This window comes from Streptomyces sp. MS191 (genome assembly GCF_008042125.1).
In the GTDB taxonomy this organism is placed as follows: Bacteria; Actinomycetota; Actinomycetes; order Streptomycetales; family Streptomycetaceae; genus Streptomyces.
Genome location: NZ_RDBI01000066.1, coordinates 144,830 through 170,651 on the forward strand (window position 1 = coordinate 144,830; position 25,822 = coordinate 170,651).

Annotated in this window: 20 protein-coding genes; 11 read left to right on the plus strand and 9 right to left on the minus strand. The window is 73.5% G+C overall.

Annotated elements, in window-relative coordinates:
• Nucleotides 1-302: 302 nt before the first annotated feature.
• Nucleotides 303-593, minus strand: a complete 291-nt coding sequence (locus EAO71_RS29235) for a chorismate mutase (protein WP_147980806.1) — start codon at nucleotides 591-593, stop codon at nucleotides 303-305.
• A 328-nt stretch (nucleotides 594-921) separates the two neighbouring features.
• Between EAO71_RS29235 and guaA the strand changes: the two genes are divergently transcribed.
• The 4 genes from guaA to EAO71_RS29255 all read left to right on the plus strand — a co-directional run bounded on the left by guaA (nucleotide 922) and on the right by EAO71_RS29255 (nucleotide 5,411).
• A complete protein-coding gene (gene guaA / locus EAO71_RS29240) occupies nucleotides 922-2,523 on the plus strand; it encodes a glutamine-hydrolyzing GMP synthase (protein WP_147980807.1) in 1,602 nt (533 codons plus the stop codon).
• 104 nt (nucleotides 2,524-2,627) lie between these two features.
• Nucleotides 2,628-3,416: a class II aldolase/adducin family protein gene (locus EAO71_RS29245; protein ID WP_147980808.1), complete on the plus strand. Its 789-nt coding sequence runs from the start codon at nucleotides 2,628-2,630 to the stop codon at nucleotides 3,414-3,416.
• A 135-nt stretch (nucleotides 3,417-3,551) separates the two neighbouring features.
• Nucleotides 3,552-4,781: a hypothetical protein gene (locus EAO71_RS29250; protein ID WP_187282872.1), complete on the plus strand. Its 1,230-nt coding sequence runs from the start codon at nucleotides 3,552-3,554 to the stop codon at nucleotides 4,779-4,781.
• Nucleotides 4,782-4,889: 108 nt separating this feature from the next.
• Nucleotides 4,890-5,411 (plus strand): DoxX family protein, encoded by a 522-nt coding sequence (locus tag EAO71_RS29255; protein ID WP_147980810.1) that lies wholly within the window; start codon nucleotides 4,890-4,892, stop codon nucleotides 5,409-5,411.
• Between the two features lie 156 nt (nucleotides 5,412-5,567).
• On the opposite strand, the gene EAO71_RS29265 is transcribed toward EAO71_RS29255, so the two are convergent.
• On the minus strand, nucleotides 5,568-6,920 hold the full coding sequence (locus EAO71_RS29265; protein ID WP_147980812.1) for a PspC domain-containing protein: 1,353 nt from the start codon (nucleotides 6,918-6,920) through the stop codon (nucleotides 5,568-5,570).
• Between the two features lie 156 nt (nucleotides 6,921-7,076).
• Between EAO71_RS29265 and EAO71_RS29270 the strand changes: the two genes are divergently transcribed.
• Together EAO71_RS29270 and EAO71_RS29275 are read left to right on the plus strand one after the other, a co-directional pair.
• Nucleotides 7,077-8,345, plus strand: a complete 1,269-nt coding sequence (locus EAO71_RS29270; protein ID WP_147980813.1) for an ATP-binding protein — start codon at nucleotides 7,077-7,079, stop codon at nucleotides 8,343-8,345.
• The gene (locus EAO71_RS29275) at nucleotides 8,342-9,049 is read left to right on the plus strand and encodes a LuxR C-terminal-related transcriptional regulator (RefSeq protein ID WP_147980814.1); all 708 of its coding nucleotides are present in this window, start codon (nucleotides 8,342-8,344) and stop codon (nucleotides 9,047-9,049) included. The genes EAO71_RS29270 and EAO71_RS29275 overlap by 4 nt, the downstream gene beginning before the upstream one ends.
• A gap of 53 nt (nucleotides 9,050-9,102) precedes the next feature.
• On the opposite strand, the gene EAO71_RS29280 is transcribed toward EAO71_RS29275, so the two are convergent.
• Nucleotides 9,103-9,507, minus strand: coding sequence for a DUF4188 domain-containing protein (locus EAO71_RS29280; protein ID WP_147980815.1), 405 nt, complete (start codon nucleotides 9,505-9,507; stop codon nucleotides 9,103-9,105).
• 84 nt (nucleotides 9,508-9,591) lie between these two features.
• Nucleotides 9,592-10,677: a C40 family peptidase gene (locus tag EAO71_RS29285; protein ID WP_147980816.1), complete on the minus strand. Its 1,086-nt coding sequence runs from the start codon at nucleotides 10,675-10,677 to the stop codon at nucleotides 9,592-9,594.
• 348 nt (nucleotides 10,678-11,025) lie between these two features.
• Between EAO71_RS29285 and EAO71_RS29290 the strand changes: the two genes are divergently transcribed.
• Nucleotides 11,026-11,379, plus strand: coding sequence for a hypothetical protein (locus tag EAO71_RS29290; protein WP_147980817.1), 354 nt, complete (start codon nucleotides 11,026-11,028; stop codon nucleotides 11,377-11,379).
• Between the two features lie 192 nt (nucleotides 11,380-11,571).
• Here EAO71_RS29290 and EAO71_RS29295 read toward each other — a convergent pair whose 3' ends face one another.
• A complete protein-coding gene (locus EAO71_RS29295) occupies nucleotides 11,572-12,726 on the minus strand; it encodes a C40 family peptidase (RefSeq protein WP_147980818.1) in 1,155 nt (384 codons plus the stop codon).
• A gap of 277 nt (nucleotides 12,727-13,003) precedes the next feature.
• On the opposite strand from EAO71_RS29295, the gene pcrA reads away from it, so the two are divergent.
• On the plus strand, nucleotides 13,004-15,481 hold the full coding sequence (pcrA, locus tag EAO71_RS29300) for a DNA helicase PcrA (RefSeq protein WP_147980819.1): 2,478 nt from the start codon (nucleotides 13,004-13,006) through the stop codon (nucleotides 15,479-15,481).
• A 93-nt stretch (nucleotides 15,482-15,574) separates the two neighbouring features.
• Here pcrA and EAO71_RS29305 read toward each other — a convergent pair whose 3' ends face one another.
• Both EAO71_RS29305 and EAO71_RS29310 read right to left on the minus strand, forming a co-directional pair.
• Nucleotides 15,575-17,170: a M23 family metallopeptidase gene (locus EAO71_RS29305; protein ID WP_147980820.1), complete on the minus strand. Its 1,596-nt coding sequence runs from the start codon at nucleotides 17,168-17,170 to the stop codon at nucleotides 15,575-15,577.
• Nucleotides 17,171-17,486: 316 nt separating this feature from the next.
• Nucleotides 17,487-18,308, minus strand: coding sequence for a lipase family alpha/beta hydrolase (locus EAO71_RS29310; RefSeq protein WP_147980821.1), 822 nt, complete (start codon nucleotides 18,306-18,308; stop codon nucleotides 17,487-17,489).
• 304 nt (nucleotides 18,309-18,612) lie between these two features.
• On the opposite strand from EAO71_RS29310, the gene EAO71_RS29315 reads away from it, so the two are divergent.
• Entirely contained in the window at nucleotides 18,613-19,020 is a 408-nt protein-coding gene (locus EAO71_RS29315) for a cobalamin B12-binding domain-containing protein (protein WP_147980822.1), read from the plus strand.
• Between the two features lie 154 nt (nucleotides 19,021-19,174).
• On the opposite strand, the gene EAO71_RS29320 is transcribed toward EAO71_RS29315, so the two are convergent.
• Both EAO71_RS29320 and EAO71_RS29325 read right to left on the minus strand, forming a co-directional pair.
• Complete coding sequence (locus EAO71_RS29320; RefSeq protein WP_147980823.1) at nucleotides 19,175-20,800, minus strand: DUF5691 domain-containing protein; 1,626 nt, start codon at nucleotides 20,798-20,800, stop codon at nucleotides 19,175-19,177.
• A gap of 59 nt (nucleotides 20,801-20,859) precedes the next feature.
• Nucleotides 20,860-22,224, minus strand: coding sequence for an SWIM zinc finger family protein (locus EAO71_RS29325; RefSeq protein WP_187282873.1), 1,365 nt, complete (start codon nucleotides 22,222-22,224; stop codon nucleotides 20,860-20,862).
• A gap of 127 nt (nucleotides 22,225-22,351) precedes the next feature.
• Here EAO71_RS29325 and EAO71_RS29330 point away from each other — a divergent pair, with 127 nt between their 5' ends.
• Together EAO71_RS29330 and EAO71_RS29335 are read left to right on the plus strand one after the other, a co-directional pair.
• Nucleotides 22,352-23,512, plus strand: coding sequence for an ATP-binding protein (locus EAO71_RS29330; protein ID WP_261992404.1), 1,161 nt, complete (start codon nucleotides 22,352-22,354; stop codon nucleotides 23,510-23,512).
• Between the two features lie 5 nt (nucleotides 23,513-23,517).
• Nucleotides 23,518-25,822 (plus strand): DUF5682 family protein (locus EAO71_RS29335; RefSeq protein ID WP_410094190.1); only part of this gene is annotated, 2,305 nt, incomplete at its 3' end.

Here is a 25,822-nt window from a genome sequence, read left to right on the forward strand (position 1 = left end):
CTCGTGCTCGACGGGTGCGGCCGGCGCATCCGTCTGGACCGATTGCGGTCGGCCCCGGGCGTCCCCGGGGCCGACCGCCTTTTCTGGGTGACCGGGCTGCTGTCCCCTGCCGTCCGGTCACACGCGCTGGAGCGAGGTCCCACGACGTACCTGAGGTACGTCACACGCTCCAGCGAAGCCACGCGTGGTTTTCTCGGGCCCGCCCCTGGGTGGCACGGACAACGGGACCAACGAAGGGGTACGCGGGCCGGTCACGCGCCGTACGGGTGAGAGGGGACCCGAACGCAGATGCGGGGGCCCACTCAGATGCGGCCCCGGCACAGCTCCAGCATCGTCATCGCGAGCGCCGTGCCCGGCTTGCCCAGCGCGTCCCGGTAGTGGCCGAGCACCTCCATCTCGCGCGCCAGGTTCACCCGCCGCCCGCCGGAGCCGATCCGGGCCTCCTGGATGACGGCCGAGACGGCCATCCGTTCCTGGATCAGGCCGATGATCCGGTCGTCGAGCGCGTCGATCCGGTCACGCGCGTCACCGATCAGGGCCGCGGCCTCGTCGGTGCGGGCGCCGGTCTTCTCGGTGGTGGGCATGGCGGTCATGGTGGGGCTCCTCGTGGTGTCGGTGGGGGAGCCCCGGGGCGGCACGGCCCGGATACGACAGACGCCCCGGGCCTTGTCGGCCCGGGGCGCCTGGGAAGTCGCTTGTCAGTTGCTCAAGCAGCACGACCATGGCAGCCGGTGGGCCGGTTGCCATAGGTAAAGACGTACGTCGTGAGCTTGCGCATGCGGACAGTATGGACCCCGGCCGGTGCCGCCGGCCAAACCGGGTTCGGATGGTGAGACGAAAAGCGACCACCGGCGCGCCGGTAGAATCGACAAATAGCCCCCCTCTCGGGGGAACCTCTCCTACCGCCGGAAGGCCGCCGTAGTGTCATCAGCGACTCCCGCTGCCGCGCCCGACGTCTCCAACCCGGACGTAGTCCTCGTTGTCGACTTCGGGGCCCAGTACGCCCAGCTCATCGCCCGCCGTGTCCGTGAGGCCCGGGTCTACAGCGAGATCGTCCCGTCCACCATGCCGGTGGCCGAGATGCTGGCCAAGAACCCCAAGGCGATCATCCTCTCCGGCGGCCCGTCGTCCGTCTACGCGGAGGGCGCCCCGCGCCTCGACCGTGCCCTCTTCGAGGCGGGTGTCCCCGTCTTCGGCATGTGCTACGGCTTCCAGCTGATGGCGACCACCCTCGGCGGCACCGTCGACAACACCGGTGCCCGCGAGTACGGCCGCACGCCGCTGCACGTGTCCAGGGCCGGTTCGACCCTCTTCGAGGGCACCCCGACCGAGCAGTCCGTGTGGATGTCGCACGGCGACGCCTGCTCCGCCGCCCCCGAGGGCTTCTCCGTCACCGCGTCCACGGACGTCGTGCCGGTCGCGGCCTTCGAGAACGACGAGAAGAAGCTGTACGGCGTCCAGTACCACCCCGAGGTGCTGCACTCCACCCACGGTCAGCAGATCCTGGAGCACTTCCTCTACCGGGGCGCCGGCATCGAGCCGACCTGGACCACCGGCAACGTCATCGAGGAGCAGGTCGCGGCCATCCGCGAGCAGGTCGGCAGCAAGCGCGCCATCTGCGGCCTGTCCGGCGGCGTCGACTCGGCCGTGGCCGCGGCGCTCGTCCAGAAGGCCATCGGCTCGCAGCTGACCTGCGTCTACGTCGACCACGGCCTGATGCGCAAGGGCGAGACCGAGCAGGTCGAGAAGGACTTCGTGGCCGCCACCGGCGTCCAGCTGAAGGTCGTCGACGCGCAGGAGCGCTTCCTCACCGCGCTCGCCGGGGTCTCCGATCCCGAGCAGAAGCGGAAGATCATCGGTCGTGAGTTCATCCGCGTCTTCGAGCAGGCGCAGATCGAGATCATCGAGGAGTCGGCGGGCGTCGGCGAGGACGTCGCGTTCCTCGTCCAGGGCACCCTCTACCCGGACATCGTCGAGTCCGGCGGCGGCACCGGCACCGCGAACATCAAGTCGCACCACAACGTGGGCGGCCTCCCCGAGGACCTGGAGTTCGAGCTCGTCGAGCCGCTGCGCCAGCTGTTCAAGGACGAGGTCCGCATGGTCGGCCAGGAGCTCGGCCTGCCCGAGGAGATCGTGCAGCGCCAGCCCTTCCCGGGCCCGGGTCTCGGCATCCGCATCGTCGGCGAGGTCACCAAGGACCGTCTCGACCTGCTGCGCGAGGCGGACGCCATCGCCCGCGAGGAGCTGACGGCCGCCGGTCTCGACCGCGAGATCTGGCAGTGCCCGGTGGTCCTCCTCGCCGACGTGCGCTCCGTGGGCGTGCAGGGCGACGGCCGTACCTACGGCCACCCGATCGTCCTGCGCCCCGTCTCCTCCGAGGACGCGATGACGGCGGACTGGACCCGCATGCCCTACGACGTGCTGGCCCGGATCTCCACCCGCATCACCAACGAGGTCGCCGATGTGAACCGCGTGGTGCTCGACGTGACGAGCAAGCCGCCGGGCACCATCGAGTGGGAGTAGTCCCTCCCGTACGCCGGTGAAGCCGCCGCCCCGCAGGACGGGGCGGCGGCTTCGTCGTGTGATCTCTCTGGCCAGTTGGGATGACCGGCGTTACCTTCCGGCGCATGAGCGAGATACCGGCCCCCGTGCCCGCCGAGCGGCTCCACTTCGCCCTGCCTCCCGTGCACGAGACCGCCGAGGAGGAGCGCGCCCATCGCAAGGGGAGACTCGCGGGCGCGCTCCGGCTCTTCGGCCGGCTCGGATACGAGGAAGGCGTGTCGGGCCACGTGACCGTGCGCGATCCCGAGCTCCCCGACTGCTTCTGGGTCAACCCCTTCGGTGTGCCGTTCGCCGAACTGAGCGCGAGCGGGCTGATCCTGGTCGACGGCGACGGTCAGGTGCTCCAGGGCGGCCACCCCGTCAACCAGGCCGCCTTCGCCGTGCACGCGCAGGTCCACCGGGCGAGGCCGGAGGTCGTCGCCGTCGCGCACAGCCACTCCGTCCACGGGCGCGCGCTCGCCGCCCTCGGGGAGCTGATCGAGCCGATCACCCAGGAGGCCTGCGCCTTCTACCGCGACCACGCGCTCTACGACGCGTACACCGGCGTCGCCGTGGACCCGGCGGAGGGGAAGCGGATCGCCACCGCGCTCGGTTCGTACAAGGCGATCGTCCTGCGCAACCACGGACTGCTGACCGTCGGAGGCTCGGTGGACGCCGCGGCCTGGTGGTTCATCGCCATGGAGCGCTGCGCCGAGGTGCAGTTGAAGGCGCGGGCCGCGGGCAAGACCGTGCCGATCGGCCACCGCGAGGCGATGGCCACCCGGGAGCAGCTCGGCTCCGATCTGGCCGCCTGGATCAACTACCAGCCGCTGTGGCGGGGGATCAGCCGCTCGGAGCCCGAACTCCTGTCGTAGGACATGTCCTTCCGTCAATGTGATGACTCTTCAATCACTCTTGCGCAGGGCGCTCGAAGCACTCCGCGGGGCTGCGGGATGCGGCACAATTCCCCTCAGTCAAAGGCAAGTTGAAGCATCGGGAGTGGGGCTGTCGTGGCGGTACAGGAAGCCGGACAGTGCGGGGACCACGCACGGTGCGCCGAGAGAGGTCCGGCGGGGCACCGGCGCGCGGTCGCCGCGTTCCTCGCCCGAAGGGACGAGCTGGCGGAGGGCCGGGGCGTGCCCGCAGCGGTCGCCCACTCGCCCGTCGCCTCCCGGCAGTGGGTCTCCGACGCGCTGGCGCAGTCCGCCCGGACGGTCGCCGCGGGCGGGACCGCCGCGGGCGACGCCTGGTTCCGCCGGGTGCGCGGCGCCACCTTCGGCGCCGTCTGGGGCGCGGTCCTCGCCCTCCTCCTCGGGCAGGCGCTCACCGCGACCGGCACGGGATGGACGGGACCACGCACCGCCGCGCTGGTCGCGGCGCTCCTCCTGGCGGTGCCGCTGACCGCCGCGGCCCAGGCGCACCGGGCGCGCGGCGGGCTCCTCGCGCCGCTGATCGGGCCGGACAACCGGCTCTCCACCTCCCGCGCGGTCGCCGCCGGCTGGCTGCTCCTCGTCGCGTACACCGTGCTCTTCCTCGCCCTGCGCCTGGTCACGGGCGCCGACGGGATCGGCCTCGGGCTCGCCCACGGTGCCGGGCTGCCGGCCGTGGCCGCGCTGACGGCCGCCGTCTCCGTCGCCGCGCACGCCCTCGTCCGGGTCCGGATCGTGGGGCAGCGCCTGCAGAAGATCCGGGCCGACCGGCCGCGCGCCGCCGACCTGCTCTGCGACGACGACGGCCGGGCCTCGCTCGCCGACGTCCAGTACGTCGTGGTGTCCGCCGCCGCCCTGGTGCTGTGCGGGGTCCGGCTCGGGCGGGAACCCGACCGGCTGCCCGGGCCGCCCTGGACCCTGGTGCTCCTGGTCGCGGTCTCGGCGGCCTGGTACCTCGCCGCGAAGGGCGCCGAGGGCGGCCGTCCGACGGTCCTCTCCGTGGTCCGGTCCCGCGAGGCCGGCGACCTGGACGCCCCGATCCGGACCGGCGACGACATCGAGATCCGCGGCCTCGGGTTCGTCCCGGCGGGCGCCCACGGCCCGGACGCCTTGACCCGACTGGTCGTACGGATCGGATCCGTGCACGCCCACGTGCCGCTGGTCCCGGTGGCCGGCGGATTCGCCAACCCGACGGACACCGCCCTCACCGTGCCGCTCCCGGCGGACGTGGAGCCCGGCCGGGTCGAGGTGTGGGTCGTGACGGCGGCCGGCGTGGAGACCAATCGGGTCACGATCGACGTCGTCGACTGAGCCCGGGCCGGGCGGCCTGAACTCCCGACGCGCTCCCCGCGTATCCAGATACAGGGGGTCCGGGGACAATCGGTCCTGCGGACAGTGGCGCGGAGAGGCAGGCCGACGATGGCACGAAGGCAGCGGACGAGCGGGGCGCACGGCATGCCGGGCGGAGGCGCCGTCACCGGCTGGAAGGCGACCGCGTCGCGGTACGCCCTGCTGCCGCTACGGCTCTTCCTCGGCATCACCTTCATCTACGCGGGGATCGACAAACTCACCGACCCCGCCTTCCTGTCCGACTCCGGCACGGGCTCGATCGGCGAGATGATGCGGGGCGTTCGGGACAGCTCCGCCATCCCGGCCCTCGTGGACCTCGCGCTCCACAACCCCGTCGGCTTCGCGTACGCCATCGCCCTCGGAGAGCTGGCCGTCGGCATCGGGACCCTGGTGGGGCTCTTCGCCCGGCTGGCCGCCCTCGGCGGCGCGCTGATCTCGCTGAGCCTGTGGCTGACCGTCAGCTGGCAGACCGACCCGTACTACTACGGGAACGACCTGGCCTACCTGATGTCCTGGCTGCCGCTGGTGCTCGCCGGTGCCTCGGTGCTGTCGCTCGACGCGCTCCTCGCCGAACGCCGGCGTATCCGGTAGGCCACCCAGGTGGCCAGGGCCGCAGTGCCCAGGCCGCCGCAGAGCACCGGCACCACCGCGTACCAGGGGGCGACCCAGGCGGCGGCCGCGTCACCCGCGTAGAGGACGGCGAGGGCGAGGGCGGTCGCACCGGCGATCAGCCGCCCGGGACGGAACTCATGAAGCAGCACGGGTGACCTCCACCTGTCCGAGACCGACCTCCAGGGAGAGGTCCAGCGTGCCGGCCGGGGTGGTGCCCGCCGGAGGGGTGAGCGTCCGGGTCACGTCCCGGTCCGGGGCGATGTCGATGTCCCCGGGGTGCTGCTGGGGGAGCTGGAGATCGCCCAGGCCGACCTGGGCCCGCAGTTTCACCGTGACGTTCTTCGGGACGATCACCTGCAGCTTTCCGGCGCCGACCTCCACCTCGGTCGTGACCGTCGTGCCCGCGGGCACGACGAGTCCGGACACGTCGAGGGTGCCGGCGCCCGTGCCCAGTTCGTACCGGGGCTGCACGGCGGCGACCGTCGCCGGCCTCCAGGTCGTCCGGGCCCAGTCGGTGGAGATCTCCTTCGGGAGGGCGACCGCCACCGCCAGCAGACCCGCCGTGACGATCGTCAGGAAGATCGTGCCGAAGCCGGTCCTGCCGAGGAAGCTGGAGAGCACCAGGCCCAGGCCGAACACCGCCAGCGCGGCGACCAGGCCGATCTGCAGGCTCGTGCCCAGCGGGTGCGTCTCCCACGACAGGCCGGTGCCGAGACCACCCGCCAGCAACGCCAGCAGGAAGACCGTGCCACCGATCGAACGCGGGCCGCGCCGGACCGCGGACGCGGCCGGCCCGCCCTTCGCTTCGGGCGTGCTGCGCCCCCACTGGCTGCCGGGCACCGGCACCTCGCCGCCGGGGAACTCGCCGTTCTCCATGACACCGTGCGGCCCCCAGAGGTAGCCGACGGCGATCCTGCCGGTCGACCCGTCCTTGACGATGGGGTCCTTCCACCAGGACGGGAACTCCACCAGCGGCGGGGCCTTCGTCTCCGGCGGCGCCTCGGCGACCGCGGCGGCGGTGGCCGCGTCCAGCCGGCTCTCCGGTTCGGCGCCGACGGCCTGGCGCCGCTGCCTCGACCAGGCGGCCGCGCCGCACACCGCTATCGACAGCATCATCCCGAACGCGAGCGTGCCGCCGTTCCCCAGCATCGACAGGAACACGCCGCAGCCGGCGAGCGCCATCAGCACGGCCGCCAGCGAGGCCCCGTCGACCCGGCCGGCCAGCAGCCTGCGCCCTTCGTTCTCCTCCTCGCCCGCGAGCGGTATCAGCAGCCAGGCGAAGCCGTAGAAGATCAGCCCGATGCCTCCGGTGACCGACAGCACGCCGACCGAGATCCGGAAGATCACCGGGTCCAGGTCGAAGTGGCGCCCGAGGCCACCGCAGACCCCGGCCACCACCTTGTGCCGCTGCGAACGCCGCAGCGACGCGAGGGGCGGGGCCTCCGCCGGCGGCGGTGCCTCGTGCGAGGAAGGCGTCGAACTCGTCATGGCTCCATGGTGACGGCCCGTGACCTCGCGCGGCACCGGGACCGACCCTGGCCCGACCCTGATCTTCGCGCGGCGCGTCACCCCGAGGCCGAGTCAGGGGCGATCTCAGGGCCGACCCTGATGTTCCCGCACGGGCGTCCGTGTGACGATCGGTGCATGCCGACCACCGCCCGCGTCGCCGAGACCGACGAACCGCCCGTGCGCAAGCTCTACAGGAGCGCCGACGGACGGTGGCTCGGCGGTGTCGCGCGCGGTCTCGCGGGACATCTGGGGCTGCCCGTCGTCTGGGTCCGCGCCCTGTTCGCGGCGCTCCTCCTCGCGGACGGCCTCGGCGCCCTGCTGTACGCCGTGTTCTGGATCGTCGTCCCGCTCGGCGTCGGCGGCCGCAGTGCGCCACGCCCCGTCTTCGAGACCACCGCCGACGGCCGGCGCCGGCTGCGCAAGCCGGACCGCGGCCAGGTCTTCGCGCTCATCGCCCTGGCCATCGGCGCCGCCGTCTTCGTCGGCAACATCGACTTCGGCAACCAGGCCGACCGCTACGTCTGGCCGACCCTGCTGATCGGCGTCGGCGTCGTGCTCGTCTGGCGCCAGGCGGACAACGCCCGGCGTGCCAGCTGGACCGACGCGGGCCGCCGCCGGCGCACCCTCCAGCTCGTCCGCGGGCTCGCGGGCGTCGCCCTGGTCGGCCTCGGGCTCACCGCCTTCATGGTCGTCCGCGGCTCGGCCGCCCAGCTCGGCACGGCGTTCACCGCCGCGATAGCCGTGCTCACCGGCATCGCGCTGCTCGCCGGGCCCTGGCTGGTGCGGATGTCGCAGGACCTCTCCGAGGAGCGGACCATGCGCATCCGCGCCCAGGAGCGGGCCGAGGTCGCCGCCCACGTCCACGACTCCGTGCTGCACACGCTGACCCTGATCCAGCGCAACGCCGAGGACCCGGGCGAGGTACGCCGCCTGGCCCGGGCCCAGGAGCGGGAGCTGCGGAACTGGCTGTACAAGCCCGAGGGCACCGGCAAGGACGAGGGCGAGGAGCCCGACACCCTCGCCGAGGCCGTGAAGAAGGCCGCGGCCGAGGTCGAGGACAAGCACGGCGTGCCGCTGGAGGTCGTGGTCGTCGGCGACTGCCCCCTCGACGACAAACTGGCCGCACAGATGCAGGCCGCGCGTGAGGCGATGGTCAACGCCGCGAAGTACGGTGGCCAGGGAGGGGCGGTGCAGGTCTACGCCGAGGTGGAGGGCCGTACGGTCTTCGTCTCCGTCCGGGACCGGGGCCCGGGCTTCGATCTGGATTCGGTACCCGGCGACCGGATGGGCGTACGAGAATCGATCATCGGCCGGATGCAGCGCCACGGCGGTTCCGCGCGGCTGCGGTCCGTACCGGGCGGAGGCACCGAAGTGGAGCTTGAGATGGAGAGGGCGGACGCATGAGCGACGAGACCGGGACCGGGACGACCGCGGAGGAGACCCCGGAGCGCCGTGTACGGGTCGTGCTCGTCGACGACCACCGGATGTTCCGCACGGGTGTGCAGGCCGAGATCGGCCGGACCGACGTCACCGGCGTCGAGGTGGTCGGCGAGGCCGCCGACGTCGAGCAGGCGGTCGCGGTCATCACCGCGACGCGGCCCGAGGTCGTCCTGCTGGACGTCCACCTGCCGGGAGGCGGCGGCGTCGAGGTGCTGCGCCGCTGCGCGAGCCTGATGGCGGCCGCCGAGCAGCCCGTCCGCTTCCTCGCCCTGTCGGTCTCGGACGCGGCCGAGGACGTCATCGGCGTGATCCGCGGCGGCGCCCGCGGTTACGTGACCAAGACGATCACCGGCACCGACCTGGTCGATTCGATCTTCCGGGTCCAGGAGGGCGACGCGGTGTTCTCGCCGCGGCTGGCGGGCTTCGTCCTGGACGCCTTCGCCTCGACCGACGCGCCGCCGGTGGACGAGGACCTGGACCGCCTCACCCAGCGGGAGCGTGAGGTGCTGCGGCTGATCGCCCGCGGATACGCGTACAAGGAGATCGCCAAGCAGCTCTACATCTCGGTGAAGACGGTCGAGTCGCACGTCTCCGCCGTGCTGCGCAAGCTGCAGCTGTCCAACCGGCACGAGCTGACCCGCTGGGCGACCGCCCGCCGGCTGGTCTGACCCGGCGGCCGGGGCCGGGTCAGCGGGCCGGCGGCCGGCCCGCAGCGCCGCCGTCAGGCCGCCGGCCTCGCCTCCTCCGCCGCGAGCCTTCGCCGGGCCTCGTCCCAGTCCAGCGGGAGCTGCTCCACCGGCACCTCCCAGAACGTGAAGGTCGAGTCCCGCATGGTCGAGCGCAGGCCGCGCATGATCGAACGGTGCGGCTCGGCCCGCGCGTACGCGGAGAGCGCGTCGCGGTCCTCCCAGGCGGAGAGGGTGTAGAAGGTCCGTTTCAGCGGCTGGGCGATCAGCGAGGCGCCCAGCGCGCCGGGCGCGGACCTCACCTGGCGCCAGGCGGCGAGGGACTTGAGGAAGAAGCGGGGCACGTCCTTGAGGGAGCGCACCTCGAAACGGGACGCCATGACCTGTGCCCGCGTTCCGGGGCGAGCCTGGTTCGGGACGGTCCAGGGGAGCGTGGGCATCGCGCGGTCCTCTCCATGCTTGGATAGTGGCACTACCCATAGTAGATAGCGCCACTATCCAAGCGTCAAGGGAGTTACCCGCCCTCAGGTCACGCGGGTGGCCCCCGCGAACGGCATCTCGTCGATCGGCGCGATCCGCACCGGAGCGCCCGGCCGCGGCGCGTGGATCATCTGGCCGCCGCCGATGTACAGGCCGACGTGAGTGATGCCCGAGTAGAAGAACACCAGGTCACCCGGCGCCAGTTCGGAGCGCGAGACCCGCTGCCCCGCGTTGATCTGCGTGTACGTGGTGCGCGGGAGCGAGACACCCGCCGCCCGCCAGGACGCCTGCGTCAGGCCCGAGCAGTCGTACGCAGAAGGCCCGGTCGCGCCCCAGACGTACGGCTTGCCGATCTGCGCCTGGGCGAAGGCGATGGCCTGCGCGGCGCGGGAGTTGGGAGCCGACACCGGACCGCGCGGCAGCGATCCCCGGTCCGCCCGGACGGCGGCCGCGTCCCCCGACGCCGAACTCCCGCCGCCCGTCCGGCCGGACGCCGTGGCGGCCTCGTAGCGCGCCCGCTCCTCGGCGGTCAGCCGGGCCAGCAGCGTACGGGCCTCGGTGAGCTTGCCCTGGACCGCGGCCTTCTGCCGCCGCAGGTCTGCCTCGTGCCCCTGGAGCTCGGTCAGCCGCTCCGCCGACTCGGTGTGCAGCTGCCGGAGGCCGGTGAGCTCGCGGTGCACGGAGGCGACGGCCGCCGCCTGCCGCTCGCCGGCCTTCTCGGCCAGCGCCGCCCGCTCCAGGTACTGCTCCGGGTCGGAGGTCAGGGCGAGCTGCACGGCGGGGTCCAGGCCGCCCGCGCGGTACTGCGCCGTGGCGATCGAGCCGAGCCCGTCGCGCGCCTCGTTGAGGCGGTCGGTGCGGCGGGCGGCCTCGTCGCGCAGCCGGTCGAGCGAGCCGCGCGCGCGATCCGCCTTCTCCTTCGCGCCGTTGTACTTCTCGGTGGCCACCTCGGCCTCCTGGTACAGCTGGTCGACCTTGGCCTTCACCTGGGCCGGGGTGAGCGCCGGCTCGGCGTGCCCGGAGCCCTCGAAGAGCGTCGCCGTCGCCGCGGAGGCGAGGGCGAGCGTGGCGGCGGTCCTGACCGCCTGGCCGCTGAGGGGGAACTGCCGGGGCTTTCGGTGTGCTGCCACGAGGGCGGGTCACATCCTCTCCCTGTGGGGGTCGTTGCCCGACCGGGACCGGCGGCGGACCGCACAGGGGAGACGGCCCACCGCCGGATTTCCCGGCGGGGGTGACCGGCTGCCGCCGGAAGGACCGACGGTGGTGGGGTGCCGGCCACCTGGAGGAGGACGCTAAACCTGGACGTCACGGGGTGGTGTCGAGATGACCGTTATTGGCGTCAGTTGGCGCTCCCGGACCGTTCCCATCCGACCCCGGCGTCCCAGGGGTGCCGCATTGCGGAGCGGGCGTGACCGAAGCGCCGGACAAGGTGGACCCGACCGGAGGGGCGGTGGTATGGCCCGGCTAGGCTCCGCCCCATGGACGTACTCATCAATGTCTTCGTCGCCCTGCACATCATCGGAATCGCCTCCCTGCTCGGCGGCTTCCTGACCCAGATGAAGGCGATGGGCGCGGGTACGGCCCGCTTCGTGCCCGCGATGCTGCACGGCGCGCTGACCATGCTGGTCACCGGCATCGTGCTGGTCGGCCTCAACCAGGCCGACGACCAGCCGGTCAACAACGTGAAGATCGGCGTCAAGCTCGCGGTCCTCGTCGTGATCCTGGCCCTCGTCTACGTCAAGCGGGACGAGGAGAAGGTCGACAAGGGTGTCTTCGCGGCGGTCGGCGGTCTGACCGTCGCGAACATCTTCATCGCGACGCTCTGGACGTGACGGGAACCGCCCGGCGCGCCCCACGGGCCGCCCGGCGCGCCTGACGGACCGGCCCGCGCGTCCGACGGACCGGGCAGGCAGGACCACGGGGCCCCGGCAGGGCCGGGTCCGGGCCGGCGCGGGTCGCACCGGCCCCGCCCCAGCACCCCGGCGCACCGGGGCCTCGGTGGACCAGGGCGCCGGGGCCCGGGTTCAGGCCGGGCGCACGCTCCCGTAGATCGGCATGTAGTAGATCGACTCCTCGCGCACGTTCGCTCCCGGCTTCGGCGCGTGGATCATCATCCCGTCGCCGATGTACAGGCCGACGTGGCTGATGTCGTCGTAGAAGAAGACCAGGTCACCGGGGAGCAGGTCCGCCGTCGCGACCCGGGTGCCCACCTCCACCTGGTCCCAGGTGGTGCGCGGCAGGTCGACGCCCGCGGCCTTCCAGGCGGCCTGGGTGAGTCCCGAGCAGTCGTACGAGCTCGGGCCCGTCGCCCCCCAGACGTACGGCTTGCCGATCTGGCTCCGGGCGAAATCCAGTGCCTTCTCCGCCTTGGCCGCGTACGTCGAGCCCGAGCCGCCGGTCGACGGCGTCGTCGGTGCGGTCGCCGCGGCCGCCTCGGCCTGCCGACGACGCTCGGCCTCCGCCGCCTCGGCCTTGGCCTTCTCCTCGGCCTGGCGCCGGGCCTCGGCCTCCCGCTTGCGCTCCAGCTCGGCGAGCCGGGCCTTCTCCTCGGCGGTCAGCCTGGCCAGCAGCGTGCGGGCCTCGGCCAGCTTGCTCTGGACGGTCCGCTTCTTCGTCTGCAGCGCCGCCTGCGAGTCGGTGAGGCTCTCCAGGCTCTTCGTGGCCTCCGCGCGCTGCTTCGCCGCCGCCGCCCGCTTGCTCTCGTAGTCCGCGACCGCACCCCGCTGCCGCTCGGTGAGCCGGTCCATCAGGTGGGTCTGGTCGAAGTACGCCTGCGGGCTGTCCGCGAAGATCAGCGCCGCGGTGGGCCCGACGGCCCCGCCGCGGTACTGCGCCGCCGCGTACGAGCCGAGGGCGCGGCGCGACTCGTTGACCGCGTCGGTGCGCCGGGCCACGTCGTCCAGGATCCCGTCGACCTTGGTGCGCTGCTGGTCGGTGGCCTCCTTGGCCCGGTTGTACTCCTGCGTCGCCGTGCCTGCCTGCCGGTAGAGGTCGTCGACCTTCTTCTGGATCTCCTCCACCGTCGGCGCGGAAGGTGCCGACGGCGTGACGGGCGCGGCCTCGGCACTCTGCGTGGACAGCAGGGTGACCGAGGCGAGGGCCGCGGCCGTCGTGACCCCGACGGCGGGGGAGTGCGTGCGAGTGCTGCGCGGCTTGCGATGGGACGCCAAGACCGGCATCTCCTTCCGTGACCGCCGAGAGGGACGCCCGGATACAACCGCCTTGTGGCGAAACCGGGTTCGGCGTGAGCGGCCCGCTCGGCGCGATTCGCCGTCGGAGGGGACGGGCTGCTTGGGCGAGCACGCTAGCCAACCGCCGGGGCGGCTGGGAAGTCCGATGCTCGATTTGTCCGATACATTTTCGTGACCTGATGCGGATGGTCACCCTCCGTGTTTCGGCCGTGACTTCGGAAGGTGGGGGCGGGTTGTCGGTGCGGCGGCCTAGACTCGTGAGGCGATGAGCAGCCTTTTCGACGACAGCTTCCTGGCGAACCTCCAGAACCACTCCTCGGAGGAGCCCCCGCCGCCGCCCGAGGACCACGACCACGGCGCCCCGGCCGCGGAGGAGGTGCCGCACGACCTCTTCGGGGAGTGGGGACTGCCCCGGGCGGCGCCCGAGGGCGGCTCCGGCGAGCCCTCGTCCCGTGACGCGTACTACCGCGACGGCGCCCCGCGCCCCGTCGTGGACCCCGCCGCGCTGCTGGAGGGGCTCAACGAGCAGCAGCGCGCCGCCGTCGTCCACACCGACACCCCGCTGCTCATCGTCGCGGGCGCCGGTTCCGGCAAGACCCGGGTGCTGACCCACCGGATCGCCCACCTGCTGGGGACCCGGCACGTCCATCCCGGCCAGATACTGGCGATCACCTTCACCAACAAGGCCGCCGGCGAGATGAAGGAGCGCGTCGAGCAGCTCGTCGGCCCGCGCGCCAACGCCATGTGGGTCATGACCTTCCACAGCGCGTGCGTCCGCATCCTGCGCCGCGAGTCGAAGCGGCTCGGCTTCACCTCGTCCTTCTCGATCTACGACGCGGCCGACTCCAAGCGCCTGATGGCGCTGGTCTGCCGCGACCTGGACCTCGATCCCAAGAAGTTCCCGCCGAAGTCGTTCAGCGCCAAGATCTCGAACCTGAAGAACGAGCTGATCGACGAGGAGACCTTCGCCGACCAGGCCGCCGACGGTTTCGAGAAGACGCTCGCCGAGGCGTACCGGATGTACCAGGGACGGCTGCGCGAGGCCAACGCCCTGGACTTCGACGACATCATCATGACGACGGTCCACCTGCTCCAGGCGTTCCCCGACGTCGCCGAGCACTACCGGCGCCGCTTCCGGCACGTCCTCGTCGACGAGTACCAGGACACCAACCACGCCCAGTACACGCTGGTACGGGAGCTGGTCGGCACCGGCTACGAGGACCTCGGGCCGGCCGAGCTGTGCGTCGTCGGTGACGCGGACCAGTCGATCTACGCCTTCCGCGGCGCGACGATCCGCAACATCCTCCAGTTCGAGGAGGACTACCCGGACGCGACCACGATCCTGCTGGAGCAGAACTACCGCTCCACGCAGACGATCCTCTCGGCCGCCAACGCCGTCATCGAGCGCAACGAGAGCCGCCGTCCCAAGAACCTGTGGACGAACGCTGGCGCGGGCGCGCAGATCACCGGCTACGTCGCCGACACCGAGCACGACGAGGCCCAGTTCGTCGCCGACGAGATCGACCGGCTCACGGACGCCGGGGACGCGAAGGCCGGCGACGTCGCGGTCTTCTACCGGACGAACGCCCAGTCCCGGGTGTTCGAGGAGATCTTCATCCGCGTCGGCCTGCCCTACAAGGTCGTCGGCGGTGTGCGCTTCTACGAGCGCAAGGAGGTCCGGGACGTCCTGGCCTACCTGCGCGTCCTCGCCAACCCCGAGGACAACGTCCCGCTGCGCCGCATCCTCAACGTCCCCAAGCGCGGGATCGGCGAGCGCGCCGAGGCCATGATCGACGCCCTCTCCCTGCGCGAGAAGATCACCTTCCCGCAGGCGCTGAAGCGGGTCGACGAGGCGTACGGCATGGCGGCGCGCTCGGCCAACGCCGTCAAGCGCTTCAACACGCTGATGGAGGAGCTCCGCACCATCGCGGACTCCGGCGCCGGCCCCGCCGTCGTGCTCGAGGCCGTCCTGGAGCGGACGGGCTACCTCGCCGAACTCCAGGCCTCCACGGATCCGCAGGACGAGACCCGGATCGAGAACCTCCAGGAACTCGCCGCCGTGGCGCTGGAGTTCGAGCAGGAGCGAGGCGAAGAGCCCGCGACCCTCGCGGAGTTCCTGGAGAAGGTCGCGCTCGTCGCCGACTCCGACCAGATCCCCGACGAGGACGAGGAGGGTTCCGGCGTCATCACGCTGATGACCCTGCACACCGCCAAGGGGCTGGAGTTCCCGGTGGTGTTCCTGACGGGCATGGAGGACGGCGTCTTCCCGCACATGCGGGCGCTCGGTCAGACCAAGGAGCTGGAGGAGGAGCGCCGCCTGGCGTACGTGGGCATCACCCGCGCCCGCGAGCGGCTCTACCTGACCCGCAGCTCGATGCGCAGCGCCTGGGGGCAGCCCTCGTACAACCCCGCCTCGCGTTTCCTGGAGGAGATCCCGCCGACGTATCTGGAGTGGAAGCGGACCGGGCCCATGGTCAAGCCCGCCGGGCCGACCTCGGGGATCACCTCCTCGCTCTCCTCCTCGCGTTCGCGCTCGGGTCCCTCCGGCTTCGCCACCCGTCGTGCGGGCGACAAGCCCGTCGTCGCGCTCCAGCCGGGGGACCGGGTCACGCACGACCAGTTCGGCCTCGGCACGGTCGTGCAGGTGACGGGCGTGGGCTCGGACGCGCAGGCGACGATCGACTTCGGCGACGAGAAGCCCAAGCGGCTCCTCCTGCGGTACGCGCCCGTCGAGAAGCTCTGACGGCAGGACCGGCGCCGTATCCCGTACGGGCGCACGAGGAAGGGCCCCGGCTTCGGCCGGGGCCCTTCCTCGTGAACGCGTGCGGAGTCGGCCTCAGCCGATCGGGTCCAGACCGTGGCTGCGGAGCCACGGCAGCGGGTCGATCGGCGAGCTGCCGTTCGGCCGGACCTCGAAGTGGAGGTGCGGACCGGTGGAGTTGCCCGAGTCGCCCGAGTACGCGATGACGTCGCCGGCCTTGACCTTGCCGGAGCGGATCTTGGCGCTGCTGAGGTGGCAGTACCAGGTCTCGGTGCCGTCGGGGGCGGTCACGATGACCATGTTGCCGTAGGCGCTGTTCAGCTGGGTGCGGACGGTGCCGTCGGTCGCGGCCATCACCGGGGTGCCGGTCTGGACCGGGAAGTCGATACCGGTGTGCAGGGACATCCAGTTGACGCCCGACTGCCCGTAACGGGCGCTCAGCTGGTGCAGCTTCACCGGCAGCGCGAACTTGGGACGCAGCGCCTCCTTGCGGGCCGCCTCCTCCTCGCGCTTCTTCTTCTCCGCCTCCTGGCGCAGCTTCAGGTCGATGCGCTCCTGGGTGCGGCTGGCGCGGTCGCCGAAGTCGCGGGCGTCGGCGCTGAGCGCCGCGAGCTGGGTGTCCAGCTCGTTGTTGGCGGCCACCGGCTTGACCGAGGACGGGTCGGCGGCGGCGAGCGTCGTGTCGCCCTTGCCGTCGGCTCCCGCGTCGGCGAGCCCGCCGACGGATGCCGCGGCGATGCCGGCGACGCCCATCACGCAGGCGGAGGGCACGGCGACGGTCAGCAGCGCGGAGCGCTTGGCGGGCGTACGGCGCCGGCCGCGGCTGCCGCCGGAGGAACGGCGCACGGGGCGGGCCGCGACCGGGGCGTCCGTACGGATCTCGGCGGCCGGCTCCTCGGTGGGCGTCGACTCCTCGTACTCCGCGGCGTCCTCGTGGTCGTAGGCGTACTCGTACGGGTAGGCGTCCGCGTCGAGGGACTCGAACTGCGCCGTGTGCTCGGCGAGTACCTCGTCGACGACCTCCGCGAGCTGCTCCTCGGCGTGCGCGGAGTGCTCGACGTACTCGGCGGCCTCGACGTATTCGGCGGCCTCGACGTGCTCGGTGGACGCGGCGTACTCGGCGGCCTCGGGGACGTACTCGTAGTCGGGGGTGTACTGCTGCGGCACGCCGTACGTCTGGGGTTCGGCGGCCTCGTGCGGCTGCTCCTGCCCTGCGTAGTTCCAGGCGGTGGCGTCGTACGCGCCGGTCTCGTACGTGGGCGTCGTCCACTGACCGGTGGTGTCGTACGAGGCGAACTGCGCGGCCTGGTACTGGCCCGTCTGCTGCGCCTCGGTCCAGGCGGTGGCGTCCCACTGGCCGGTGGTGTCGTAGTGCCCGGTGGTGTCCCACTGACCGGTGGTCTCGTACTGACCGGTCGCGTCGTACTGGCCCGTGGCCTGGTACTGGCCGGTGGTGTCGTAGTGCTGCGTCATCGGCTGCGGTGCGACGTAGGTGTCGTACGCGCCGGCGTCCCACTGGTGGCTGCCGTTCCACTGCGTGGTGTCGTACTGGCCGCTGTGACCTGCGTCGTAACCGCCCGGCAGGGAGCCGAACAACGGGTCCGTGGCGAAGCCGCCGGTTTCGTGGGCGTCGTTTCCGACGTACCCGGCGTGGGGGTGCTGGTCGTTCACCAACTTCTCTCTCGCCTCGGCGGCAGGACCAGTCCGGGCGGGCCCGCGCAGGGGTGTCCCGGGGTGAAGCAGTGGCGCGACTGTACCCGGCGGTACGCGCGGGCGACAATCTTCGGAGGGTTTCCGGTCCGCAGGAAACGGGCAATCGGCCGTGTTTCGGCGGTCCCGGGGGAGAGCTTTGGCTCTGTGTTCGAGGAACGTTCGAAGAACAGGGTCGTCATGACGGCCTCTCGGGCGACCGTTCCGCCGGAGGGCCGGGCTCTCCGGTGCCCGCCGGCACCCCGGCCGACGAGCGCCGCCGTGCGACGGGCGGGCGTCAGGCGACGGACGCGGCCCCCGGCGCGGCGTCCGGCGCGGCGCCCCCGGGCTGCTCCGCGTCGAGCGCCTGCCGGATCCCGGCGGCCACGGTCGGGTGCACCGGCAGGGCGAGATGCCCGATCCCGCTCACCCGGACGTTGTGCACGACCAGGTCGGGGTGGTCGAGACAGGCCGTCTCGACGGGCACCATCACCTGGTCGAGATCGCTCCAGAAGCTGACGAAGCGGGTCCGGCAGCCCGGCGCGGGCCCGGCCAGCTCCCGCAGCACCTCGGAACCCGGCCGCATCTGGCGCACCAGGGGGTGGGCGCTGGCCAGCGGGGCGACGGTGGTGCCGGCGTGCGGTGTACCGAGCGTGACCAGCGTCCGCACCCGTGCGTCACCCCCGAGGCGCTGCACGTAATAACGGGCGATGAGGCCCCCCAGGCTGTGTCCGACGAGGTCGACCTCCTGGTGACCGGTGCGGGCGCAGATCTCCTCCACGCGGCGGCCGAGCAGGTCGGCGGCGTTGCGCAGGTCGCACATGAGCGGCGAGTAGTTGAGCGACTCGAGACGGTGACGGCCGTGCCGGGCGAGGGAGCGGCGCAGCAGGACGAAGACGGAGCGGTTGTCCACGAAGCCGTGGAGCAGGACGACGGGACGCCCGGAACCCGGGGCGGCCCCGGACCCGTCCTCCGGGTCGGCGGCGGGCTCGCCGACGCGCTCGGCCACGATGCCCGAGGGGTAGAGGAGGAGATGGCCGGTGAGGATGGCCAGCTCCAGGGCGCCGGCCTTCAGCGAGGTGGTGACCTTGGCGAGCCTCGTCAGCCCGGTGAGCTCCATCGCGGCCTCCCGTCACGGCACGCGGGCGCCGTACGGCAGGGGCGATGGCCGGATGTCCACGACCGTGCGGCTCACGGCCGGGGCGTCCGGCGGCCCCGTAGCGGCTCCCTTGCGCACGACCCGGTCTGGCGGCTGGTGAGCCCCTGGAGAGGGCCCGAGCAGGGTGCGGCGCAGAGCGAACAATGTCCCACCGTGTGATTTCCCCCTCCCCGCCCACCGCGAAACGGCCGCTTGCGGGATGCTGGCGATAACGTTCGTTCACCTCCCCGGCATCTACGCGCGGGGGTCGCATGTGGAGGCAGTGATGGGTGTGACCGGTCCGATCCGCGTGGTGGTGGCCAAGCCGGGTCTCGACGGCCACGATCGCGGGGCCAAGGTGATCGCGAGGGCACTGCGTGACGCCGGCATGGAGGTCATCTACACCGGGCTTCACCAGACGCCCGAGCAGATCGTGGACACCGCGATCCAGGAGGACGCCGACGCGATCGGCCTGTCGATCCTCTCCGGCGCCCACAACACGCTGTTCGTCAAGGTCCTGGACCTGCTGCGGGAGCGCGACGCCGAGGACATCAAGGTGTTCGGCGGCGGCATCATCCCGGACGCGGACATCCCGCCGCTGAAGGAGAAGGGCGTCGCGGAGATCTTCACGCCCGGCGCGACGACCGCGTCGATCGTGCAGTGGGTGAACGCGAACGTCCGCGTGGCCGCCTGAGGCCCGTCCGACGAGAGCGGCGGGAAGGGACACAGCCGTCCGTCCCCCGTCCGCCGCGTCCCGTCCGTCTCCGCCCCGCCCTGCGGAGCGAGCGACTTCGCCGTGACCCGGACGGGCGCACGGAGCGGGCCAGGCCTGATTGGCAGGACCCGCCCTACAGGGCGCGCCCGGCGAGCTCCGCGTGCATCCGCGCCCGCAGCCGCAGCGTCGACACCAGCCGCTGGAAAGCCTCCGACCAGTAGCCGCCGGCCCCCGGGGACGCGTCCTCGGGTTCGGCCGCCTGGGTGGTCAGCGCCTCCAGCTGCGGCGTGGCCTCCGGCGCCAGACAGCGCTCCGCCAGCCCCATCACTCCGCTGAAGCTCCACGGATAGCTGCCGGCGTCCCGAGCGATGTCCAAGGCGTCGACCACCGCCGCCCCCAGCGGCTCCGCCCACGGCACGGCGCAGACGCCGAGCAGCTGGAACGCCTCGGACAGGCCGTGGGCCGCGACGAACGCGGCGACCCAGTCGGCCCGCTCCGCGTCGCTGAGCGTCGAGAGCAGCTTCGCCCGTTCCGCCAGGGACGAGGTCCCCGGGCCGGTCGCGGGCGGGGCCGCCGGAGACCCCAGCAGCGCCCGGGACCAGGCGGCGTCGCGCTGGCGCACCGCCGCCCGGCACCAGGCCGCGTGCAGTTCGCCGCGCCAGTCGTCGGCCACCGGCAGAGCCACGATCTCCTCCGGCGGGCGGCCGCCGAACCGGGCCGTCCAGCAGGACAGCGGCGCCGCCTCCACGAGCTGGCCCAGCCACCAGGACCGCTGCCCGCGGCCCGCGGGCGGGTTCGGGACCACACCGTCCCGCAGCATCCCCGCATCGCATTCGTGCGGTGCCTCGACGACCACGGCCGCGGCCCCCACCGTCCGGTCGAGACTCACGCAGGACACGGCCCGCTCGGCCATCCGGCCGGCCAGGGCCGACGCCGGCAGGGCGGAGAGCAGCTCGGCGGCCGTGGAGCGGACGTTGCGGCTGCGGTCGGCCAGCGCCGCCTCCAGGAACTCCTCGTCCGCCTCGGACAGCCCGGCCCGCAGCGAGTCCAGGAACATCAGCCGGTCCTCGGCCCGCTCCGCCGTCCAGGTCGAGCGCAGCAGCTCCAGGCCCCTGGCGGGATCCTTCGCCCGTACGGAGGCCAGCAGCGCCACCCGTTCGGCGAAGAGGCCCTCGTCCCAGAGCGTGCGCACGCCCTCGTCGTCCGTGGCGTCCGGCAGCGCGACCCCCGCGCCGCCGGCGCCGCGCAGCGCGAACCGCCACTCCGGGTTGAGCCCGGCGAGCCAGAGACCGCGCGGCCCGGCCAGGGCGAGCGCCTGCGGGCGCAGGTCCGTGCGGGCGCGGGCGGCGTCGAGGAGAGCGGGCAGCGCGGAGGCGGGCGCCCGGTAGCCGTGCTCGTTGGCGACCGCGAGCCACTGCGGCAGGAGTTCCGCGAGATCGGGGGTCGCCCCGCGCCGCCCCCCGGACGGCGCGGGGGCGGCACGGCCCGCGAGCAGCAGGCCGAGCCGGTGGCGGGCCGCCTCGGGCAGCGGGTGGCGGCCGTCCTCCGGTGCGGGGTCGGGCAACGGGGCGGCGGGCCCCGGCCGCAGCCCCGCCCTGCGCCGCACGGTGTGCAGCGCGGCCGCGTCCAGCAGCGCGACCGGCGGATCCCCGGCGGACCCGGTGCCGGCCGCAGCGCCGGAGCCCGCGCCGCGTGGCTCGGGCGGCCGCCGGTCGGTGCCGAGCAGCGCGGTGGTGACGAGCTCTTCCCAGGCGTCCATCACAGTCCTCCAGGCTCTCGTCGGGCCGTTCTCGTCGCGTGTCGGTTCATGAAGGGGCGTCAGTGGAGCGGGACGGTCTCGCCCGGCGCGTCCGGGGACCAGGCGGCGAGCGGGGTGAAGCCCCGGTGCCCGCACTCGCCGAACACCGTCACGGGCCGGCCCCCGGAGAGCGCGGCGAGCCGCCACAGGCCGGGCCGCGCGAGCGCGGGGGCGCTGAGCGGCAGTGCCTCGCCCGGCCCGTCCCGGCCGTGTCCGGCGTCCGCCAGCTGCCAGCCGTACTCCGTCGGTACCGGCACGACCTCGGTCAGGGTCACGGGCCACGCGTCCAGCCACGGATCGTCCCGCAGGGCCGAGCCGTAGGCCGCGAGCGCCTCGCCGACGGTGCCGCCCGGAGGCGGCGTGTCGAGCGGGACCGGAGCGGAGAACTGGGTGTCCAGTTCGGCCCGCAGCGCACCCGCGCCGGCGTGCGGCGTGAGCGCGGCGTCGAGGACGACGCCCACGGGCAGCGCCAGGTGCGGCGCCCGGCCCGCCGCCCCGAAGGAGAGCAGGAGGGCCGTGCGTCCGGTCCGCCGGCCGTGCAGCCAGATCCGCCGTGTCGTCAGTCTGCCGTCGGAGGAGTCGTACTGGGCGAGGACCAGCCAGTGGTCGCGGATCGAAGGCCCGTCCACCGCCGCGGGCAGTCCGACCCGGGTGCGGACGGTCACCGCGAGCGGGTCCGGCAGCCGGTCGACCGACAGCCAGGCCCGGTCGAGCAGATGGGTCAGCGCGCACTCCTCCAGCAGCCGTACGGGCCAGCCGGGACCCGAGCCGGGTATCGCCCCCAACTCCCGTACCCGGCCCGCGAGTCCCGGCGCCTGGGCGTCGACCATCCGGGCCGCCGTCTCCTCCCAGAGGCCGTAGCCGGACTGCTCCGCCGCGGCCAGACCGCCGCGCAGCAGGTCGGCGAGACGCTGCTCCAACTCCTGCGCACCCGCGGTGATCCGGGCGGCCCGGCGCTCGGCCCGGCGGCGCGCCGCCTCGGGGTCGGCCGGGGCGTCCGACCCGCCGTCGGCGTCCCGGGCGGCGGCCGCCGCGGCGCGTTCGCGTCTCCCCTCCAGCCACTCCGCCGCCCAGTCGGGGACCTCGGCCTCGCCGACGGCCTCCTCGTCCGCCGACCAGAGCAGCAGCAGCCCCAGCGCGTGCTTGCACGGGAACTTCCGGCTGGGGCAACTGCACGTGTACGCCGGGCCCGTGACGTCGACCACCGTCCGGTACGGCTTGCTGCCGCTGCCGCGGCACAGGCCCCAGACGGCCCCGTCGCCGCTGCCGCCCGCGCCGGACCACGGACCGGCCGTGCCGAGCTTGCTTCCCGCTCTGCGCGAGGCGTCGTCAGGAGCCAGTGCCAGCACCTGGTCCGCCGTCCAGCGCACCCCCTGTGTGTCCATGCCCCGAAGGTAGGCGGAGCCACTGACAACGCCTCCGAAACCGTGCGGGGCAAGGGAGTCGGCCGATTGTCAGTGGCGTGGTGCACGGTGGATCACACATCAGGTCGAACGATCTGGAGGGGGATCCATGACCGTGCCCGAAAGCACGACGACCGCCGTGTCCGAGGCCGCCGGGAGCGCCGTTCCCGGCGTCGGGGCCGGCTCCGCGCCCGAGGCGCTGAGGCCGCACGCCGAGCACGCCTTCGCCGACGAACTCAAGGCGCTCGCGGCCGCGGACGACCGGCCGCGCCCCGCCCGCTGGCAGCTCTCGCCGTGGGCCGTCGCCACCTATCTGCTCGGCGGCACACTCCCCGACGGGACGGTGATCACACCCAAGTACGTGGGACCGCGCCGCATCGTCGAGGTCGCCGTCACCACGCTCGCCACCGACCGGGCGCTGCTGCTGCTCGGAGTGCCCGGCACCGCCAAGACCTGGGTGTCCGAACACCTCGCCGCCGCCGTCAGCGGGGACTCGACCCTCCTCGTCCAGGGCACCGCGGGAACGCCCGAGGAGGCCATCCGCTACGGCTGGAACTACGCGCGGCTGCTCGCCCACGGCCCCAGCCGGGAGGCGCTCGTGGCCGGCCCCGTCATGCGGGCGATGTCCCAGGGCATGACGGCCCGCGTCGAGGAGCTGACCCGCATCCCCGCCGACGTGCAGGACACGCTCATCACGATCCTGTCCGAGAAGACGCTGCCGATCCCGGAGCTGGGGCAGGAGGTGCAGGCCGTCCGCGGCTTCAACCTGATCGCCACCGCCAACGACCGTGACCGCGGGGTCAACGACCTCTCCAGCGCGCTGCGCCGCCGGTTCAACACCGTCGTGCTGCCGCTGCCCGCCACCCCGGAGGCCGAGGTCGACATCGTCTCGCGCCGGGTCGACCAGATCGGCCGCTCCCTCGACCTGCCCGCCGTCCCGGAGGGTGTCGAGGAGATCCGCAGGGTCGTCACGGTCTTCCGCGAGCTGCGCGACGGGGTCACGGCGGACGGCCGGACCAGGCTCAAGACCCCGTCGGGCACGTTGTCGACGGCGGAGGCCATCTCCGTCGTCACCGGAGGCCTGGCTCTCGCCGCCCACTTCGGCGACGGCGTGCTGCGCCCCGCCGACGTCGCGGCGGGCATCCTCGGCGCGGTCGTCCGCGACCCGGCCGCGGACCGTGTCATCTGGCAGGAGTACCTGGAGACGGTCGTCCGCGAGCGCGACGGCTGGAAGGACTTCTACCGCGCCTGCCGCGAGGCGAGCGCGTGACGGCGCTGCGAGCGGCCCCCGTCGCAGCCCCGGACCAGGCCCCGGCCGCGGAGGCCCGTGCGCCCGGCCCTCGGCCGCTGGTCCTCGGCGTGCGCCACCACGGGCCCGGCTCGGCCCGGGCCGTGCGAGCGGCCCTGGAGGCGGCGCGGCCGGCGGCGGTGCTGATCGAAGGACCGCCCGAGGCGGACACGCTCCTGTCGCTGGCCGGCGACGAGGACATGCGCCCGCCGGTCGCGCTCCTCGCGCACGCCGTGGACGATCCCGGCCGGGCCGCCTTCTGGCCCTTCGCGGTCTTCTCTCCCGAGTGGGTGGCGATCCGGTGGGCGCTGGCCGCGGGCGCCGCCGTGCGCTTCGTCGACCTGCCCGCCGCCCACACCCTCGCCGCCACCGACCCCACCTGGGACGACGGGGAGGAGGTGGACGGAGCGGACCGGGACACGCGCGTCGACCCGATCGCCGAGCTCGCCCGGGTCGCCGGCCACGACGACCCCGAGCGCTGGTGGGAGGACGTCGTCGAACTGCGCGGCGCCGCGGATCCGTACGCTCCCTTCGAGGCGCTCGCCGAGGCCATGGGCGTGCTGCGCGAGGCCCACGGGCACGGCGGCCACCCGCGCGACCTCGTCCGCGAGGCGTACATGAGACTGCAACTGCGAGCGGCCCGGAAGGAGTTCGCGGACGACGTGGCCGTCGTCTGCGGCGCCTGGCACGTGCCCGCACTGTCCCTGAAGACCACGGTCGCCGCCGACCGGGCCCTGCTCAAGGGCCTGCCCAAGGTGAAGACCGAGGCGACCTGGGTCCCCTGGACCCACCGCCGGCTCGCCCGCCGCTCGGGCTACGGCGCGGGCATCGACGCCCCGGGCTGGTACGGGCACCTGTTCGCCGCCCCCGACCGGCCCGTCGAGCGCTGGATGACGAAGGTCGCCGGTCTGCTCAGGGCGGAGGACCGGCTGGTGTCCTCCGCCCACGTCATCGAGGCCGTGCGGCTCGCGGAGACCCTCGCGGCGATGCGGGGCCGGCCGCTCGCCGGGCTCGGCGAGACCACCGACGCGGTACGTGCCGTGATGTGCGACGGCTCGGACGTCCCGCTCGACCTCGTGCGCGACCGGCTCGTCGTCGGCGACGTCCTCGGCACGGTCCCGGAAGCGGCCCCCGCCGTCCCGCTCCAGCGCGACCTGACCCGGCTCCAGCGCAGCCTGCGCCTCAAGCCGGAGGCGCTGGACCGGGAGGTGGAGCTCGACCTGCGCAAGGAGAACGACGCGGCCCGCAGCCGGCTGCTGCACCGGCTGCGGCTGCTCTCCGTCGGCTGGGGGGAGGCGGTCGCCGGACGCGGCAGCACCGGCACCTTCCGCGAGACCTGGCGGCTGCGCTGGCAACCCGAACTGCACGTCCGGATCGCCGAAGCCGGAGTCTGGGGCACCACCGTGGCCTCCGCCGCCACGGCCAAGGCCGAGAGCCGGGCCCTGGAGGCGAGCGCCCTCGCGGAGGTCACCGCGCTCGCCGAGCAGTGCCTGCTCGCCGGCCTCTCCGAGGCCCTGCCCGTCGTCATGACGGCGCTCGCCGACCGGGCCGCCCTCGACACCGACGTCGGCCACCTCGCCCAGGCGCTCCCCGCACTCGCCCGCTCCCTGCGCTACGGGGACGTGCGGGCCACCGACACGGCCGCCCTCGGCGAGGTCGCCGCCGGGATCGCCGAACGGATCTGCGTCGGGCTGCCACCCGCCTGCACGGGGCTGGACGCCGACGCCGCCGCGGAGATGCGCGGCCGTCTCGACGGCGTCCACACCGCGCTCGGCCTGCTGCCCGGCACCGGAGGGCTCGCCGACCGCTGGAGCCGGGTGCTGCGGCGACTCGCCGACCGCGACGGCGTTCCCGGTGTGATCCGCGGACGGGCGGCCCGGCTCCTGCTCGACGAGGGACGGCTCGGCGAGGACGAGGCGGCACGGCTCATGGGCCTCGCGCTCTCGCCCGGCACCCCACCCGCCGACGCGGCCGCCTGGATCGAGGGCTTCGTCGGCGGCGCCTCCGGCGGAGGCATGCTCCTCGTCCACGACGAACGCCTCCTCGCCCTGGTCGACGGCTGGCTGACGTCGGTGCCCGCGGGTGCCTTCACCGACGTCCTGCCGCTGCTGCGCCGCACGTTCTCGGCGTACGAACCCGGCGTGCGCCGCACGCTCGGCGAACTGGTCGCACGCGGCCCGTCGGCCAGGGCGAGGAGGCGTTCGTCGTGGACGAGGAGCATGCCTCCGCCGGAGGCGCCGCCGACGAAGCCCTCGATCCAGGCGGCCGCGTCGGCGGGTGGGGTGCCGGGCG